Below are 16,759 nucleotides of genomic sequence, written 5' to 3' on the forward strand. Positions count from 1 at the left end.
GCTCGATCACTAAGACGTCATCCGCTTTCCGAACGTGATCGTTTAGGCCGCGCTCGCCGACCAGGCGCAGCTGGCGACCGCCGACCCGGAGGAGGCCGACCGGATCGCCGCCCTCTACGCGGCCCGGCTGAACGCGCTCAGGGAGTTGTAGCCCGAACTCCTCAGCACCAGGGGCCAGATGGGCGTGTGCGGCCGGTCGATCCGGGCCGACTGCACCCGAGGCGGCATCAAGGGCCGGGCGAGCGCGGCGATCTCGTCCAGCTCGGTCCGGTGCCGGGGCAGCGCCCGGCGCAGCACCTGGTGGAGGCGGAGGAACGCGCCAGCCTCCTGCTCGGTGTACGGGCGGAGCCGTTCCGCGGTCAGTGCCCACGAAGCCCGCCCGGCGCCGCCAGCCTCGTGGCGCGCCAGGGCGTGGCCGTCACGGCGGATCACGGTCATGGCCGCGATCTGCGGGTGCCGCTCGGCGACGGCGATGAGGTCGGTGAGCGGTGAACCTTTGAGGCTCACAGGCCATCGCTGTCGGCATGCGTCGCTACGGATCAGGGGGGCAGCCCGTTCCGGGGTCGGGCAATCCTTGGAACCGACCACCTGGCAGGGTGGTCGGCCCATCTGGTGGTATCGCCGACCCCGAGGACCAGATCAGCCCGCCTCACGCCACCACGAGGGAGACACGCTAAGGCTCCAGACCACACCCGCCTGCCCCTGGGCGCCTTCGTCCGCGCGGACGAAGATTCTCACGCCGGACTCGCGGACCCGGTAGCGGTGAAAGTCCCCGGTTGTGCCGCCGTCGTCCGGTTCGGGTTCGACCGAGGAGCCGAGGCCGACGATCGCCGCGGCCAGGTCTTCGAAGCGCGTCGAGGGAGCGAATTCGCCGTACGCGCCGCGCAGGGCTGCCGGTACGGACGACTCGGTGTCCGACCGCAGACGATGCACCTGCACGCTCACCCCGAAGCAGGGCCAAGCGCTGCCCTCTTCCTGGAACGACAGCTCCACGAGCCCGTAGTCCCGGCGCAGCAGGTCCCCGTCCTCGGTGTCGAGGAAGTCGGCGCCGAGCTTGGTCTCCCACTCGGCGGGCTGCGCGCCGATGCCCACGCCCAACACGTCGCCGCGGGTGGCGACGTGGGCGTAGAAGTCCAGGTCCGACATCTACATCTTCTCCATCGCCTCGATCAGGGCCTGCAGTTCGGCTGTGCGGTCGTTACTGAAGCGCCATTGAGGGTTGCGGCCCTCCTTCATAGCCTTGGCGCTGGACTCGAAGACCTCCTTGGCGGCCTTCGTCACCCTGATCATGTCAGCGCGCACCTTGGGGTCGGACTTGATCGTCGCGATGACGGCGTCGACCTGCTTCTGCGTGGCGGTGCCGTTCTTCAATCGGATCGCCTCGCCCCGGATGCCGCCCTTGCCGTCCGGGCGCAGTGCCACTTCCATGCCGTCCTTCATGTTGACGTGAGCGCCCTTGGTGACCCAGTCCTGGTCCACCTGGCCTACGTGGTCAATCTCGAGGCTGCACTTGTTCTTCTTGGCATTGTGGACCAGGAGGGGCGTGCTTCCGGCGAGCACGTAGTACGTGTGGGTGCCGGCGACGGTGAGGTTGTGGACTGTCTGCTCGACGGTGCGCGTCCCGACTGCGGTGACCTCCACGTCCGCGCCCGTGCCGGTACGCAGTCGCATCCCCGCAGCGAGGTCGACGGCATCGGTCCACACTCCCGGGCCAGGCGTCCAGAACGGGTGGCGGTCCGTCGCTGTGATCGTGTCGGTGCGGTCCCCTGCCTCTCCGTCGGTGTCCACGACGAGCGTGATCAGCCGCTTCTCCCCCGATCCCGTAATCAGGTCGGTCACAGGCTCCGCCCGGGTGAGGCCGGTTGCGGGATCGGTGGCTAGCACCTTGTCGCCCTCGTGTACGCGCTCGATCGGCGTGCTGCCGCCGTCGCCCATGAGGACCGTGGTCCCGGCCGGGAAGCTGTTGTCAGTGACGCTCGCGGAGGTACACGCGCCCTTGCGGGCGGCCCGCACGTCGTCGCCGTCGAGGGCCTTCTTGCCCGTCTTGAGCCAGCGCAGCACGACCAGTGCGCCCGTGGCCCGTTCGAATCCACTCAACTCCTCGTCGGTGGCGAGGTCCTTGCCCATCACCGCCTCGACGATGCCCTTGCCATCACCGATGCCGGGCAGCAGGTCCATGAGCAGTCCCATGCGGCGCTGCTGCTTATCGGTGTCGAGCCCGGAAGTCCCCGAGCCCCAAGTGTCCTTGAGGTGCGAGAAGTCGAACTCAATGCCGGGCACTTCCTTGAGCTTCTCGGCACCCTTCTTGATGCCGGGCACGTGCTTGTTGAGCTCGTCCATGCCCTTGTTGGCCTGGGCGATGCCCCGGTTCATCTCCTTCATGCCCTTGTTGGCGCGGTCGACCCCCCGGTTCATCTGGGCCAGCGCGCCGTTCACCTCAGCCATGGCCTCATTCATGGTGTCGAGGCCGCGACTCGTCTGTTCGAGGCCGGCGTTGATCCGGTCGAGGTCCTTACCCATGCCTTTGAGGCCAGTCTTGATGCTGCGCGCCGCCTCCTGGAACTCCGGATCGCCGACGAGCGCGGCCAACGCGAAGATCATTTGCAGGAATGCGACGGTGACCTCGGCCAGGACCACCACGGTCTGTATGGCCTCGTTGATCTTCGCCCGCCGGTGGTCTACATCCGCCTGCGCAGCGGCGAAGGCGGCGCGGATCTGCTTCTCCGCCTTGGCCCGCAGTGCCGGGTCGCTGATGGCGGCAGGGTCCTGCACGACCGCCTTCTTCAGCTCCTCAAACCCGGCAAGTTCCTTGCGGAGGTTGGCGAAGTGCTGGGTGCTGTCCTTGTGCACTTGGTGGATGACATACCCCGCCACACCCACGCCGACGCCGACCCGGATCGCCTTGTCGGCGAACTCGCGGTAGCAAGCGGGCTTTTCGAGCAGCGGCTTGCCGCTGCAGCCGGAGTACTTGGCTGCGGCCGTGACGATTTCTGTGAGTTCTTCGGCGGCGCCCACGGCCGCCTTACGATTCTCGATTCCCTGGGCCGCCGCAGCGGTCTTCTCCCCCAGCCCCGGACAGAAGAAGACCGCCAAGGCCATCAGAAACGCGACAGCGTGCCGCGTCATACGGTGATGCATATACGTCCTACGTCAAGAGCCCGCGGATACACGGCTGGTCGACCGTCGCGCGAGCCCAGAGTTCCCGGACGAGAACTCCCCCTGAAAATTACCGATCGGTAGCTTACTAGGTGCGGCGAACTCCCCCGCATCCCAAGCATCGAGGACTCTGTGGGCGGCGATCGGACGAACGGGCAGCGGTGGGCGACGGTACGGCCACCCTGTCCGTCCTGAGCCCCGGCCACCTCACCACACCAGGCCGGACGGCAACGCGAATGGCGCCCCGTGGCAGTCAACAACGACTGGGGCCGGGTGCGTGACTGAGCACTTCACCGTCTGAGACGTCATCCGCTTATCGATGACGGGGCTGGTCTGGTCGAACAGGGTTCCTGATCGGGTGATCACGCGAGGGTCGGCGCATGACAGCAGGGCCTCTTGGTAGTTCGGGGGTGCGATCCCAACCGAGTACCAGGAGGCCCTGTTGCCGCAGTCTTTCGCGTCCGCGTGTGCGGAGTCCAACTCGCTGCCACCGTCGTGTGACTGCCTCGCGCACAGGTTCGGCAACGCGGCGGATGGGCCGGAGCGCACTTCGAGTTATGGCTCCGACATGACGGAGGCGGAGTGGCGGGTGGTGCGGCCACTGCTGCCGGTTCCGGCCTGGCTGGAGGGTCGGGGCGGGCGGCCGGAGGGCTATTGCCACCGCGTGATGTTGGACGCGGTGCGCTATGTCGTAGACAACGGTGTGAAGTGGGTCAACCTGCCCGCGGACTTCCCGCCGTATCGGCGCGTGCACGCCTTCGCCCGCCGCTGGCAGGTCACGGGGCTGCTCGCCGAGCTCCACGACCGGCTGCGCGATCTGGTCCGCCGGAAGGAGGGCCGTGCGGTGGACCCGACGGCCGCGATCGTGGACTCGCAGTCGGTGCGGGCGGCGGCGAACATCCCCCGCCCGACGTCCGGCTGGGACGGCGGGAAGAAGGTGTGCGGCCGTAAGCGGCACCTGGTGGTGGACTGCCTCGGCCTGGTCCTGGCCGTCGCGGTGACCGCGGCGAGCGTGCAGGACCGCGACGCCGCCGTCCCGCTGCTTCAGCAGCTGCGAGGGCAGTATTTCTCCATCCGGCTGGTGTGGGCGGACGGAGGCTATGCCGGCCGGCTCGTCGACTGGGTCCGCGAGAAGCTCAGGCTCACCCTTCAGATCGTCAAACGCACCGACGACACAGCGGGGTTCGTGGTGCTGCCGCGCAGGTGGGTGGTGGAGAGGACGCTGAGCTGGCTGATGCGCTCGCGTCGCCTGGTGCGCGACTACGAAACCCTGCCCGCCATGCACGAAGCCATGGTGCTGTGGTCGATGACCATGCTCATGAGCGGCCGCCTGGCCGGACGCCGCCCGGCCGGATTCAGACGGCCGGCACCGCGAGAGCGGTGAACACTCCCGGCCGCACCTGCAGAGCCCACCCCCGTTCCACCAGGCGTTTCGCCTTCGACCGCAGCCCCTCCACCTTCGTCGGCACCGCATCCAGCCCCAGAGCGACGGCCAACTGCTGGCAGCGCATGCCCTCCCGGCCCGCTTCCGACTCCAGCACCGACAAGATCTGCTGGTAGTCCGGGGCGAGGACCGACACAGCCATGTCCCCGGTCCGCCGCGGCACCACCGCCCCCGCCACCGCTCCAGACACCGGCTCCGCAACTTCGGAAGCCGGCTCAGCCAGTACCTCGGCGACCGTTGCACGAGCATCCACCAGCCGCTCAAGCACTTTCCGCGGCACCGAGCGCGGCCTGCACCCGCTCGGCCTCCTCCCGCAACCGGGCGATCTCTTCCCGGACCCTCTTCTCCCGAGCCTCCAGCAGACCGAGCACCGACGCCACCAGCCACCTCCACGAGCAAGACGAGCGGACGAACACACCCATCTCTCCCGCCGCCAGTCGGAGTTCATGCCCACCCAACCCGAACTAAACGATCACGTTCGGAAAGCGGATGACGTCTAAGAGATTCCGCTGGTCCGGGCGCCGGTATCGCGGCGCTCGCGACGGCGCTCCTACCCGCGGCATCTCTTGGACGCCATTTCAGTTGGCGTGATATTGCAGCAGTCTGGGGTGACGACTGCTGCGCTTGTCGAGCGGATGGCACCGGAAGAGCTGTGGACGTTGTTCCAGCGGGTGGTGCCGCCGGCACCGGTTCGTCCGCAGGGTGGAGGGCACCGCCGACGAGGGGAACCGCGAGGCGCTGGCCGCCCGCCGCCGACCTCCACGACAGCCAGGCCCTCATCCCGCTGGTCCGAGACATCCCGCCCATCCGTTCCCGCCGCGGCCCGCGACATCGGCGGCCCGGCAAGCTGCACGGAGACAAGGGCTACGCCTGGGCCGGCACCGCTGGGTCGTGGAGCGGACCGTGTCCTGGCTTTCCGGCTGCCGACGCCTCCACCGCCGCTACGAGCGCAAGCCGGAACACTTCCTTGCCTTCACCGCCATCGCCGCGACCCTCATATGCCACCGCAGACTCGCCAAATGAAATGACGTCGTAGAGACCATGCCGCAAGCGCTCGCTGAGCCTCAGCGTCGACGGTGCACAGGTTTCCGCGGATGAGGTCAGGTAGGAAGTACCTGATGTGCTCCTCCAACTGGTTCATCCAGCCGCTGTTGCAGTCGGAGCAGACCTTCGTCAGAGGAGTGCACCCGCAGAAGACGCAGACCTTGGCCATGCCAAGACCATAGAGAGCGTCGGCTGTCGCGTGATCCATTCGTCCCCGGCCTCAGGGCGAACCACACCGAAGAATCCCCTGGGGTCGGAGGCTTGTTCCCTGCCGCGCACCCTCTACGCCGTCACGTGATGAAACCGGATGTATCCGGCAAACGCCGGGGCCCTGCCTGCTGCCCGGGCAGGAAAGGACCGAGATCGAGGAATGACTCTCGTTCGCAGACGCCTACATTCAGCAGCTCACCGAGACCGTCTCGGCGTCGCAGCTCCCCACGCCACCGCAACCCAGCAGCGCGAATCTCGACCCACACCTCGCCTCCCTGAGACCCTCGCGAACTCAGCTTTCAGCCTTGCAGGTGACTTGTCGCGCAGCATGGCGCACAGCTCTGATCGTGGGTTCGGAACGTCTTCGCCGTAGCCAGGCGAGAGCGGATGTCGAGGGCGGGAGGTCAACCACCGTGCTGTATCGGATACCTGGGCGTGGGAAGTATTCGCGGGCGGCCGCCGGCAGAAAGTACATTGCTTCTCCGGTAGCCACCGTGTGCATCAGCGATTCCATGTCGGTGACCACGGGACCATATCGAACGCGACTGCCGTCAGGGCGTGGGTCAACCGCCCAGAAGTCCCGCCACAGCCGTGGAATCTGCTCGGGCATGCCGACCACCGGGATATCGGCGAGTTGGGCCAGAGTGAGCTGGGGCAAGACTGCCAATGGATGGTCGGCAGGGAGACAGGCCACTCGCGGTTCGGTGGCCAGGTGCTGCAGTTCTATGTCGTCCGTCGCGGGAGGACGGAGGAAAACCACATCGACCTGCTGATGTGCCAGCGCCGCCATGTGATCGGCGAAACTGAGGTTCATCAGATGCAGGGTCAGTTGAGGGTGGCGATCTCTGAGTAGGCCCAGCACTGCGCGGGTGTGCGCCATTGAGGCCTCAGCACCGATGGTTCCCACTATGACTCGGCCGGAGATCTGTCGCTGCTGTGCGCCGGCGACGCGCTTCAGTCGATCGACAGCTTCGACCGCGGCACGGGCTTCAGGAAGCAGGGCTCTTCCTTCCTCGGTCAGGGCGAGCGTCCGACTCGTGCGCTCGATCACACGCACCCCCAGGCGCTTCTCCAGCTCTCTGATCTGCTGGCTGAGCGCCGGCTGCGTGATGAACAGGCGCACCGCGGCGTTTCCGAAGTGAAGCTCCTCGCTCAGTGTGAGGTAGAGCCGAAGCTGATGGATGCTCGGTTCCCTTGCCAGGGACGCTCCCATTGCCGTGAACCCTTTCGCCGGTTCGACTTGCAGCCATAACGAATTCCTTATCGATCAGCAGACATCGTGCCTCCCGGCATCGGTGACATGACTGAGTCGACCATGTGATAGTCAATGCGCGGGGAACAGCACTCTGTCATCAGTCGAAAGACGGTTGCCGAAGCGCGGCTGATTCCCGCAACCAAGCGAATGTCCCCCGACCGATCCGGGGATGGTGACACAGGGGGCCACCACTAATGTCCGCGCAACTTCGCCTGCACAAAGCCCATGACCGCACATCCCGGCAAGCCGCAGGCAACAGCGACGCAACCTGGCGCGCCCATCGCATCCGGCGTTCCGGCCGAAAGGCGTTCCTTGCCGCACTCCTGTCCGTGGCGGTCGCATGGATTACGGCCTGCGAACCCAACGGCTCGCAGACAGCTCAGGTACAGCGGGATTCGCCACGACTCCTCACCATCGCGGAACGAGAGGTTCTGGCCCAGGCGGAGAAGATTCTCACGCGTGACTGTATGAGAAGAGAGGGTTTCTCTTTCTGGGTCACCCCGGAACTCCCCGAACCTCTGGAGCGCCGGTTCCCGTACGTCATCGACGACAAGCAGTGGGCCGCCGCGAATGGTTACGGCCGCGGCATCCGAGAACGCCGGGAGGCATCGGCTCGCAACGACCCCAACCGCCGCTACTTCGACCGGCTCTCCACCGACCGCAAAGCGGCCGCGATCACGGCACTCAACGGGCCGACCCCGGAAGGGCTGGAAGCCGACGTCCCCGGGATGGGCAGGATCCGGCACAGCGACAAAGGATGCGTCTCCTACGCCCAGCGTGAGCTCTACACCGACCTGAGTGCCTGGTACCGGGCCAAGAAGGTCACCGACGCCCTTGACCGAACGGCCAGGGTGGCGGTCGTAGGCGATCCCAAACTTCTTCCCGCAACCCGGCAGTGGGCCACCTGCATGCATGAACGAGGCCTCCCCTACGACATGCCTCAGAAGACACGCGAACACTTCGGGCCTCGCCCCGAGGCCGGTGAGTTCGCCACGGCTCAGGCTGAGGCCGTCTGCGCGCGATCGACGGGCCTTGCCGCGACGCTCCGAGAACTGAGCCGTGCACATCGCCAGCGGATGGACTCCCGCCATCCCACTGAGGTAAAGAACCGCGCCTTGCTCGAATACAAGGCGCTCAGCCGTGCCCGCGACATCGTCCGCCGCGGCTGATCAACCCGACAGCAGACAACGAGAGGAACAGGAACAGGACATGAGTAAGCTCGCTTCACTCGCCGGCGTGGTCGCCCTGACGGCCGTCGCACTCACCGCTCCCACGGCTCAGGCCGCTGAACCGAGACCGGCGGAGTCCCGCACGCTCACCGCGGCCGCAGCAGACGGCAAGCTCCACGCCTGGACGGAGCCCTACCGAGGCGGCGCCCACTGCGCCTGGAGCGGGGCCAACCGCAACTGGGACTATCCGGGCCCTGGGTGCCAGCCGATGCGCAACCTCGCTTCCTCGGTGGAGAACCGGGGATACGCCGGCGGCTACGACGACGTCGACCTGTACTACAACGAGGACCAGAGCGGTCCGTACGCCTGTCTCGGCAACGGCGACATGTGGTTGGACCTGACGCTCGGACGCGAAGTCTTCAGCCACGGCTTGCCGTGGTGGGACGGCTATGGCGAGTCCGTGAACAACAACATTGCCTCCCACAGCTGGACGGACAGCTGCTGATTGTTCACTCGAACTACGGAGGGCCCTGAGGGCCCTCCGTAGCCCTCTGCACCCGCCGGGCCGTCGTGGCGGACCGGCGGTCTGGCGGTCTGGCGGTCTGGGGGAACACTGTGGACGCGATCATCTTCACCTCTGCAGAAAGGACACCGATCGGCTTCGTTGTGGGTCACGCCTGCAACCGTTCCGCAGCCGAAACCGAGCGCGAGCGTAGTGACGAAGCCGCGTCCACCGGTCCTGACACATGTCTGGGCAACCTTGCTTCCGAGGACCGGGCCACCCAACAACTTACGGAGCCGCCTTGAGGCCGTGTGACTCACGGTGCGGGGCGACAGCGGTGATGGGGCGTGCGTGCTGTTTCGCGTTTTCCCAGGTCAGCGAAATGGTGGAGTTCATACACTGAAGTGGAACTCCACAACGTTCGCTGCGACGGTCTCGACCAATGGAAGGCCGACGGGTTCCGCCGCAAGTACCTGCGCCAGTACGGAACGCAAGGCGTGGGAGGGAAGCTGCGAGAGCGCTGGTTCACCCGGATATTCACGCCGGACCGCATCGTCCACTGCTTCGTCGGCAACCTCGCCCGAAGCGTGGTTTGCCATTTCGTGGTCAGGGCCGGCCGGCGTGGGAGGCGACACGGGCGGCCGTGGGAAAGCTGGTTGCGTCGCCGACGGTGACCAGCAGGACGGCGGCGGTCCCGACGCCGACGCCGGGCATCGACGTCAGGACCGGGGAAAGAGGGTGGGCCTCGAGCACGGGGAGGCGTCACGCAGGAGGTGGTGACCTCACCGGCTGCGGCCTGGCGGAGGCCACCGGCTCTCCACCTGCGATACCCGCCTCACACGGGAGGGGAAATCCGCCGCGGTCGCCAGCCGGGCCTGGGCACGGAGTCCAGCAGAGCCTGGGTGTAGGGGTGTTGGGGAGCGGTGAGGACACGGCCGACCGGTCCGGCCTCGACGACCCGGCCCCCGCGCATGACCACCGCCTCCTGGCACAACTGCCGTACGACGGCCAGGTCGTGGGTGACGAACAGCAGTGTCGTGCCCGTGCGTTCGCGCAGGTCGGCGAGGAGGTTGAGGATCTGTGCCTGAACGGAGACGTCGAGCGCTGCGACGGCCTCGTCCAGGAGCAGGATCTCGGGTTCCAGCGCCAGGGCGCGGGCGATGGCGACGCGTTGGCGCTGTCCGCCGGACAGCCGCGCGGGCCGGGCGTCGGCGAGGCCGGGCAGGCCGACCGTGTCCAGCAGACCGGTGACCCGGTCCCGTCGTGCGGACCGTTCGCCGAGGCCACCGGCCAGCCGGCCGGCGTGCAGGCGCAGCAGTTCCGCCAGTCCGTCGCCGATGGGCTGACGGGGGTCCAGGCTGGAGTACGGGTCCTGGTGCACGATCTGCACGGCGGCGGCACGGGCCAGGCGGGCGGATCGGCCCCGCGGGCGGTCGCCGGTGTGCTGGCCGTGGAGACGTATCTGGCCTGAGGTCGGTTTCTCCAGGCCCGCGATCAGGCGAACGACCGTGGACTTGCCCGCGCCGGACTCGCCGACCAGCGCGAGAGCGCCGCCCGGGGCGATGCGGAAGCCGATGTCCTCGCAGGCTGTGACCTCGCCCTGGCGCGTGGGGTATCGCTTGGTGAGGCCGTGGACGTCAAGAAGTGGTGCGGCCCTCTCGGGCGCGGCCGCGGTCATGAGGCGGGCTCCTTCGGGCGGTCCAGATCGCCGGCGAGTTCGTGGGCGCGGTGGCAGGCGACCGCGCCGTCCTCGTCCGGGCGTAGTACGGGACGTTCGAGACGGCAGCGGTCCTCGGCGAAGGCGCAGCGGGCGGCGAAGGGGCAGCCTTCGCCGGTCTCGTGGGCGGCGGCCGGGCGGCCGGGGATGACGGGCAGCCGCTCCCCCGGCTCGCCGAGGCCCGGCCGGGCGGCGAGCAGTCCGGCGGTGTAGGGGTGGCGGCGGCCCGTGTGCAGCCCTGCGGCTGGGCGCTGTTCGACGATGGTTCCGGCGTACATGACGGCGACGCGGTCGCAGGTGGCGGTGGCGAGTTCCAGGTCGTGGGTGACGAACAGCATCGCCAGTTCCCGCTCGCGGCGCTGTTCGTCGAGGACGGCCATGACGTCCTGCTGGGTGGTGACGTCGAGGGCGGTGGTGGGTTCGTCGGCGAGGAGAAGCCGGGGTTCTGTGATCAGCGCGGAGGCGATCATCATGCGTTGCAGCAGTCCGCCGGAGAGCTGGTGGGGGTACTGGCAGAGGCGGCGCGGGCCGTCGGGGACGCCGATCTGCGCGAGGAGCGGGACGAGGCGTTCTTCGGCCTGAGGGCGTGTCAGGCCGTGGTGGCAGACGAGTGGTTCGGTGAGGAAGTCGCCGAGGGTGTGTACCGGGTTGATGTGGGCCCGGGGGTTCTGGAAGATCATCGCGGCTTCGCGGGAGAGGTACCGGGTGAGCCGCTCCCCTTGTAGCGCCTGGACGTTCTCGCCCTCGAATTCCGCGGTGCCGTGTGTCCGCGTGTCCTTCGGGAGCAGCCGGATGACGGCGCGTGAGGTGAGCGACTTGCCCGAGCCGGACTCGCCGACCAGGCCCAGGGCCTCCCCGGGTGCGAGGTCGAAACTGACGTCGAGGACGAGCGGCCGGGGCTCGCGCCTCCGGCGGTGCAGGTCGATGCCGAGGTGGTCGAGCCGCAGGAGTGGGGTGGCGGTCATCGCGCGTCCTCCTGGTCGGTGCGGGCGATCAGCGTGTCGCCGAGGAGGTTGAAGACGACGACGGTGACGACGATCAGTCCGCCGGCCATCAGGCTCTGCCCGGGTGCCCCGGCGAGCAGCGACGACTGTCCCTCGGAGACCATCAACCCCCAGTCGGAGATGGGTGGTTGGACCCCCAGTCCGAGGAAGGACACGCCCGCGAGGTCGATCAGGGCGGAGCCGAACGCGGCGGTGGCCTGGGCGACGATGAACGGGGTCAGGTTGGGCAGCAGATGCCGCAGGTTGATCCGCCAGGCGGACATGCCTGAGGCTTCCAGGGCGGCGATGTAGGGCATGCGGCGTTCGCGTACGGCGACGCCGCGCACGATACGCGCCATGTAGGGCAGGTACGCGACGGCCAGGGCCACCACGGGCGCGGTGAGGCCGGGACCGAGGACGGCCACGGCGAGGACCGCGAGCAGCAGGCCGGGGAAGGCGAACAGCACGTCGTTGACGCGGCTGATCACCCGGTCGAGCCAGCCGCCGTGCCAGGCGCAGGCCAGGGCGACGGCGACGCCGCCCACGGTGGCTCCGGCGATGACGAGGGCGGGCCCGAGCAGGCTGATGCGGGCGCCGTACAGCAGCCGGGAGTACAGGTCGCGGCCGAGGGCGTCGGTGCCGAGCCAGTGCGCGGCGGACGGGTCCTGGCTGGCGGCGGCCATGTCCACGGTGTCGGGGTCGTGTGTGGCGAGGACGGACGCCAGGGCTGCGAGGAGCACGAGGAGCCCGGCGAGCGCGGCCAGGGCGGTGGTGGAGGGTGCGAGGCTGCGCAGGCGGATGCGCAGGGACAGGCCGCGGGTGCCGATCCTGACGGCGTGCGCGGCGCCGGAAGCGTTGCTCATCGGGAGCTCACCGCCCGGATTCTCGGGTCCAGTGCCGCCTGGAGCACGTCCGTGGCGGCGTTGACGACGATGAAGACGACGACCATCAGCAGGCCGACCGCCTGCACCACGGGGGTGTCCTTCTGGGCCACGGCGGAGACCAGGGCCGCTCCGAGGCCGTTGAGGCCGAAGGCCTGCTCGACGACCACGTCCGCGGCGATCAGTCCGCCGACGGTCAGTCCGGCCGCGGTGCTGATGGGGATCATGGCGTTGCGCAGGATGTGGTGGCGCAGCACCCGCCGGGCGGGCAGGCCGCGGCTGCGGGCCGTCTCCACGTACTCCCGGCCGGCCTCCTCGCGGACGGAGGCCCGGGTGATCTGGGCGAGGTAGGCGGCCCAGGCGAGGGCGAGGGTGATGGCGGGCAGGGTCAGGTGGTAGAGCCGGTCGGCGAGTGACGGCCCGCCGCCGCCGAGGGCGGGGAACCAGTGCACCTGCACCGACAGCAGGGCGACCAGCGCGGAGGCCGCGACGAACGCCGGGACGGCCAGGCCGACGCTGGTGAAAGCGGTGATGACGCCGCCGATGCGCCGGGACAGCGCGGACCAGACGCCGAGGCCCACACCGAAGACGACGATCAGGACGGCGGCGTATCCGACGAGGAGCACGGTGTCGGTGACGCGGGGGCCGAGGAGGGAGGAGACGGACTGGCGGTACGTGAGCGAGGTGCCGAAGTCGCCCTGGAACAGGCCGCCCAGCCAGTCCCAGAAGCGGGTCGGCAGGGGCTGGTCGAGGCCGAGTTGGTGACGGACGGCCTCCAGGGTGCGCTGCGAGGCGCGTGGTCCCGCCAGCCGGGTGGCGGGGTCGCCGGGGGCGAGGTTCAGCGCGGCGAACAGGGCGAAGGCGGCGACCAGCATGGTGGCGGCCAGGCCCAGCAGCCGCAGCGGCCAGGTGAGCAGGGAACGGGCGAGAGGTGGCATGCCGCTCACCTGCGTCCGATCCGGGCGAGGGACGGGGAGAAGATGTAGGCGAAGGAAGTGGGAGCGCCGGTGATGCCGTTGTTCATGTAGGTCACCTCGTGCAGGGAGAGCAGCGGGACGGCCAGCGTCTTGGCCTCCCACCGGCGCTGTGCCCCGATGATGAGGGCGGCGCGGGCTTTCGGGTCGCTGGTCTGCTGTGCCTTGGCCAGCGGAGTCGACGGCCGGGTCGGAGTAGCCCGCCCAGTTGAAGATGCCGTCGGTGAGGGCCAGGTTGGGGACCCAGTCGAGCGGGTCGGGGATGTCGAGGAACGTCTCGGCCAGCGCGAAGTCCAGGCCCTTCCGGTAGGAGGGGTCGTAGAACACGCTGGAGAACTGGAGCGCGGGCAGCTGGCGGACGGTGAGCTTGATGCCGATGGACTCGGCGGCCTGCTGGATGACGGTCGCCGTGCTGATGAGGTCCTGGGCGCCGGCCTGTACGGCCAGTACGGCGGGGCGAAGGTCGTCGCGGTGCTTGGCGACGAGGGCCCTGGCCTCCTTGAGGTCCGCCGCGGTGGGGACGTCGTGGGCGAGGGGCATCGACTTGGCGGCGGCCCGGTAGGCGTCCTCGGCCTCGGGGTCCCAGCCGGTCTCCGGGAGCACGGTGGTACTGGGGGCGGCGGCGCCGCGATAGACGGTGCGGGCGAGTTCCTCGCGGTTGACGGCAAGGCTGAGGGCCCGGCGGATGTCCGGGTTGGCGGACATACCGGTGGGCTGGATGGGGATCATCTGCAGCGACTTGAGGCTGGGGCCGAAGTACAGCTGTCCCCGAGGGCTGCCCTTGAGGGTGGGCAGGGCGGAGTTGGGGACCTCGTAGGCCCCCGCGATGGCGCCGCTGGCGAGGGCCTGGGTGAGGGCGGTGGTGTCCGTGACGAACAGCAAGGTGACCTTGTCGGCCCGGGCCCGGTAGGCAGGGTCCCAGTAGTGGCGGTTGGCCTTGAGTTCGATCCTGGACCCGGAGGTCCACTTGGTCAGTTCGAACGGTCCGGAGCACATCATGCCCCCGGTGGCCGTGCCGAACTTCTTGCCCGCCCGCCGGGCCTGGCGGGCCTGGACGACGGTCCCGGCGGTGGTCGCGAGTTCTTTGAGGAACAGTTCGTCGGGCTTGGTGAAGCGGACGGTGACGGTGTGGCTGCCGGTCGCCTCGATCGTCTTGACGTTGACGAAGAAGGAGCCGGCGACGGCGCTCGGGGCGAGCTGCCGTTTCAGGCTGTAGACCACGTCCGCCGAGGTCAGGGGGGTGCCGTCCCAGAACGTGACGTCGTCGCGCAGGTGCAGCACCAGGGTGCGATCGTCGGGCTGCTCCCAGGACCTGGCGAGGCCGGGTGAGGTGCTGTAGTCGGGGTTGAGGCGCAGCAGGCTGTCGCAGAGGTTGCTGACCACGTGGTACGGGGAGAAGTCGCCGGCCTGCTGGTAGTCGAGGGTGGTGGGCTCGCCCATCGGCAGGTCCCACACCAGCGAGGACAGCCGCCCGCCGGCCGGGTCCGAGGTGGACCGCAGGGTCTCGCTGCCCAGTGTGGCGGGCGGCAGTCCGGTGCAGCCGGCCGCGCCGAGGGCCAGCGCCGACGCCGCCGCGGTCACGGCGAGCAGGCGCCGCCACCGGGCCGGGGCGCTCATGACGGAACCTCCGAGCCGACGACGGTCAGGGAGAGCCGGGAGGGCTGATCACCGCCGACGGTGAGTGTCTGCGTGGTGGGCTTGCCGGACGCCGCGAGCCAGGGGTTCTCCTCCGTGCCCGGGTGGGGCACATAGGTGGGGTAGTCGCTGGAGGCGATGTGCAGGCGCAGGGCGTGCCCGGGCCGTACCCGGTAGCCGGTGTGGGTGAGGTCGAAGGCAGCCGGGGTCGGCGAGCCGCCCGGTATCGACCGCTGCCCTCGGACCAGGACGTGGGCGGAGCCGTCGGGAGCGACATCCAGCAGCTTGAGGTAGATGTGGGCGCCCGGTCCGTCGGTGCCGACGCTCAGCGTGGCGCGGACCGGGCCCGCCAGGTCGAGCGGCTCGGTGAAGGGCGTGGTGGTGAAGGTGAGCACGTCCGGGCGGCTGTGCAGCGGCGACTCGTCCAGGTGATGGCGGACCGCGGAGAAGGAGTCCTCCAGGAGGCTGGGCACGAGATCCGCGGGGTCGTGCACCCAGCGCGCGGAGTGCTCCCCGACCGGCGTGTCCGCGGTCAGCGCGCCGCCGCGGTCGTCGAGGGACGCCCTCGTCGCTTCGGACAGGTAAAGCCGGAGCGTACGGGCTCCCGGTGGCGGCCAGGACGATGCCGTGCGGTCGCCGACATGGCCGTGGTGCCAGCGCACCCGCGGCAGGCCTTCGGCGGGCCGCTGCTCCTTGACGAAGACGTCGAAGAACTCCACCAGCGGATCGAGGTGACGCGGCAACAGGCGCTCCACCGCCGTGTCCTCGATCGCGTGGTCCAGTTCCGGCGGCACCGGGACGTCGTCCAGGTGGTATCCCTCGTGGTCGATCGAATCGACGTGCAGGTACTGAAGCGGCGCCCACTGCGGGCGGGCAGCCAGCTCCGCCCAGTCGTTGATGCTCGGCTGCAAGCAGTTGTCGAACCAGCCGGCCTGGTGCAGCACCGGGATCGGACGGCCCTCGAAGGGGTGCCCGTCGGGGAACGCGGGCAGCGTCCTGACCTCGGGGAAGAAGGCGTCCCACATCGCGGGCCTGGCTCCGATGCCCTCCGCGATCGCGTCCATCACATCGGCCAGGGGCCGCCGGGTCAGATCGGGTGTGAACTCGTAGGCCCATCGGTCGGTCCAGTAGGCGGCGAAGTAGAGCGCCCCGAACAGTTGGGTGATCCCGTCGCGCTGCCAGTAGTCGGGGCGGATGCCGTCGGCGCCCGTGACCCGGGGGGCGATCGCCCGCAGGGCCGGATGGCCGGCCGACACGGCCGCCCACTGCGTCGCGCCGTAGTACGAGTCGCCGAACATGCCCACCCGGCCGTCGGACCAGGCCTGTCCGGCAATCCAGTCAAGGGTGTCGTATCCGTCGGCGGCCTCGTGCACGAACGGCATGGTCTCGCCCTCGGAGCGGAACTTGCCGCGCACGTCCTGGACCACCACGGCGTAACCGCGCGCGGTGAGGTAGGCGGCGATGCGGTCCATGAAGACGTAGCGGCTGTTCTTGTCGTAGGGCAGTCGGACCAGTGCCGTCGGCAGCCGGCGGCCCGGGGCGGGGCCTGGCGGCAAGTAGACGTCGGTGGCCAGGCGTACCCCGTCCCGCATCGCGACCATGACCTGGGTCGCGGTGTCGGGGACGGGGGCGGGTTCGGCGCGCTGTACGGGAATCGGCATCGCTGCTCCAGCGTGGCGGTGGGGCTTGGCTTGCCGAGGATTGAACAGTGATGTGAACACTGTTGTCTAGACTGTGTACTCACCTTTTCCCTAGGATCACCGACAGCAGCGAAGGTCGGCACGGCCGG

At 69.0% G+C, this 16,759-nt stretch carries 13 protein-coding genes and 2 pseudogenes; 4 read left to right on the top strand and 11 right to left on the bottom strand.

Annotation, left to right across the window (positions count from 1 at the left end):
* Window positions 1–114: 114 nt before the first annotated feature.
* The 3 genes from ACIBK5_RS02305 to ACIBK5_RS02315 form a co-directional block, all read right to left on the bottom strand.
* The gene (locus ACIBK5_RS02305) at window positions 115–507 is read right to left on the bottom strand and encodes a hypothetical protein (RefSeq protein ID WP_399015266.1); all 393 of its coding nucleotides are present in this window, start codon (window positions 505–507) and stop codon (window positions 115–117) included.
* A 132-nt stretch (window positions 508–639) separates the two neighbouring features.
* Window positions 640–1,146 (bottom strand): hypothetical protein, encoded by a 507-nt coding sequence (locus tag ACIBK5_RS02310; RefSeq protein WP_399015267.1) that lies wholly within the window; start codon window positions 1,144–1,146, stop codon window positions 640–642.
* Complete coding sequence (locus ACIBK5_RS02315) at window positions 1,147–3,126, bottom strand: polymorphic toxin-type HINT domain-containing protein (protein WP_399015269.1); 1,980 nt, start codon at window positions 3,124–3,126, stop codon at window positions 1,147–1,149.
* Window positions 3,127–3,724: 598 nt separating this feature from the next.
* Here ACIBK5_RS02315 and ACIBK5_RS02320 point away from each other — a divergent pair.
* Window positions 3,725–4,540: an IS5 family transposase gene (locus tag ACIBK5_RS02320; RefSeq protein ID WP_399015271.1), complete on the top strand. Its 816-nt coding sequence runs from the start codon at window positions 3,725–3,727 to the stop codon at window positions 4,538–4,540.
* Here ACIBK5_RS02320 and ACIBK5_RS02325 read toward each other — a convergent pair.
* Window positions 4,512–4,742: a hypothetical protein gene (locus tag ACIBK5_RS02325; RefSeq protein WP_399015274.1), complete on the bottom strand. Its 231-nt coding sequence runs from the start codon at window positions 4,740–4,742 to the stop codon at window positions 4,512–4,514. The two genes, ACIBK5_RS02320 and ACIBK5_RS02325, sit on opposite strands and share 29 nt — an antisense overlap.
* Window positions 4,743–5,235: 493 nt before the next feature.
* Between ACIBK5_RS02325 and ACIBK5_RS02330 the strand changes: the two are divergent.
* Window positions 5,236–5,623: pseudogene (locus tag ACIBK5_RS02330) on the top strand (transposase).
* A 523-nt stretch (window positions 5,624–6,146) separates the two neighbouring features.
* Here ACIBK5_RS02330 and ACIBK5_RS02335 read toward each other — a convergent pair.
* A complete protein-coding gene (locus ACIBK5_RS02335; protein WP_399015276.1) occupies window positions 6,147–7,067 on the bottom strand; it encodes a LysR family transcriptional regulator in 921 nt (306 codons plus the stop codon).
* A gap of 236 nt (window positions 7,068–7,303) precedes the next feature.
* On the opposite strand from ACIBK5_RS02335, the gene ACIBK5_RS02340 reads away from it, so the two are divergent.
* Both ACIBK5_RS02340 and ACIBK5_RS02345 read left to right on the top strand, forming a co-directional pair.
* On the top strand, window positions 7,304–8,278 hold the full coding sequence (locus ACIBK5_RS02340; protein WP_399015279.1) for a hypothetical protein: 975 nt from the start codon (window positions 7,304–7,306) through the stop codon (window positions 8,276–8,278).
* Between the two features lie 40 nt (window positions 8,279–8,318).
* Window positions 8,319–8,783 carry a hypothetical protein gene (locus ACIBK5_RS02345; protein ID WP_399015281.1) on the top strand — a complete coding sequence of 155 codons (465 nt, stop codon included), beginning with the start codon at window positions 8,319–8,321 and terminating at the stop codon, window positions 8,781–8,783.
* 612 nt (window positions 8,784–9,395) lie between these two features.
* Here ACIBK5_RS02345 and ACIBK5_RS02350 read toward each other — a convergent pair.
* The 6 genes and pseudogenes from ACIBK5_RS02350 to ACIBK5_RS02375 form a co-directional block, all read right to left on the bottom strand.
* Window positions 9,396–9,533, bottom strand: a pseudogene (locus ACIBK5_RS02350) (transposase); the annotation flags it as partial.
* Window positions 9,534–9,615: 82 nt separating this feature from the next.
* Window positions 9,616–10,458, bottom strand: a complete 843-nt coding sequence (locus tag ACIBK5_RS02355) for an ABC transporter ATP-binding protein (RefSeq protein ID WP_399015283.1) — start codon at window positions 10,456–10,458, stop codon at window positions 9,616–9,618.
* The gene (locus ACIBK5_RS02360) at window positions 10,455–11,462 is read right to left on the bottom strand and encodes an ABC transporter ATP-binding protein (protein ID WP_399015285.1); all 1,008 of its coding nucleotides are present in this window, start codon (window positions 11,460–11,462) and stop codon (window positions 10,455–10,457) included. The genes ACIBK5_RS02355 and ACIBK5_RS02360 overlap by 4 nt, the downstream gene beginning before the upstream one ends.
* Window positions 11,459–12,343: an ABC transporter permease gene (locus tag ACIBK5_RS02365; RefSeq protein WP_399015287.1), complete on the bottom strand. Its 885-nt coding sequence runs from the start codon at window positions 12,341–12,343 to the stop codon at window positions 11,459–11,461. Before ACIBK5_RS02365 ends, ACIBK5_RS02360 begins: the two co-directional genes overlap by 4 nt.
* Window positions 12,340–14,952 carry an ABC transporter substrate-binding protein gene (locus ACIBK5_RS02370; protein ID WP_399015289.1) on the bottom strand — a complete coding sequence of 871 codons (2,613 nt, stop codon included), beginning with the start codon at window positions 14,950–14,952 and terminating at the stop codon, window positions 12,340–12,342. The genes ACIBK5_RS02365 and ACIBK5_RS02370 overlap by 4 nt, the downstream gene beginning before the upstream one ends.
* Window positions 14,949–16,631 (bottom strand): CocE/NonD family hydrolase, encoded by a 1,683-nt coding sequence (locus tag ACIBK5_RS02375; RefSeq protein ID WP_399015290.1) that lies wholly within the window; start codon window positions 16,629–16,631, stop codon window positions 14,949–14,951. Before ACIBK5_RS02375 ends, ACIBK5_RS02370 begins: the two co-directional genes overlap by 4 nt.
* Between the last annotated feature and the right edge of the window lie 128 nt (window positions 16,632–16,759).

This window comes from Streptomyces sp. NPDC050546, from assembly GCF_044457425.1.
In the GTDB taxonomy this organism is placed as follows: domain Bacteria; phylum Actinomycetota; class Actinomycetes; order Streptomycetales; family Streptomycetaceae; genus Streptomyces.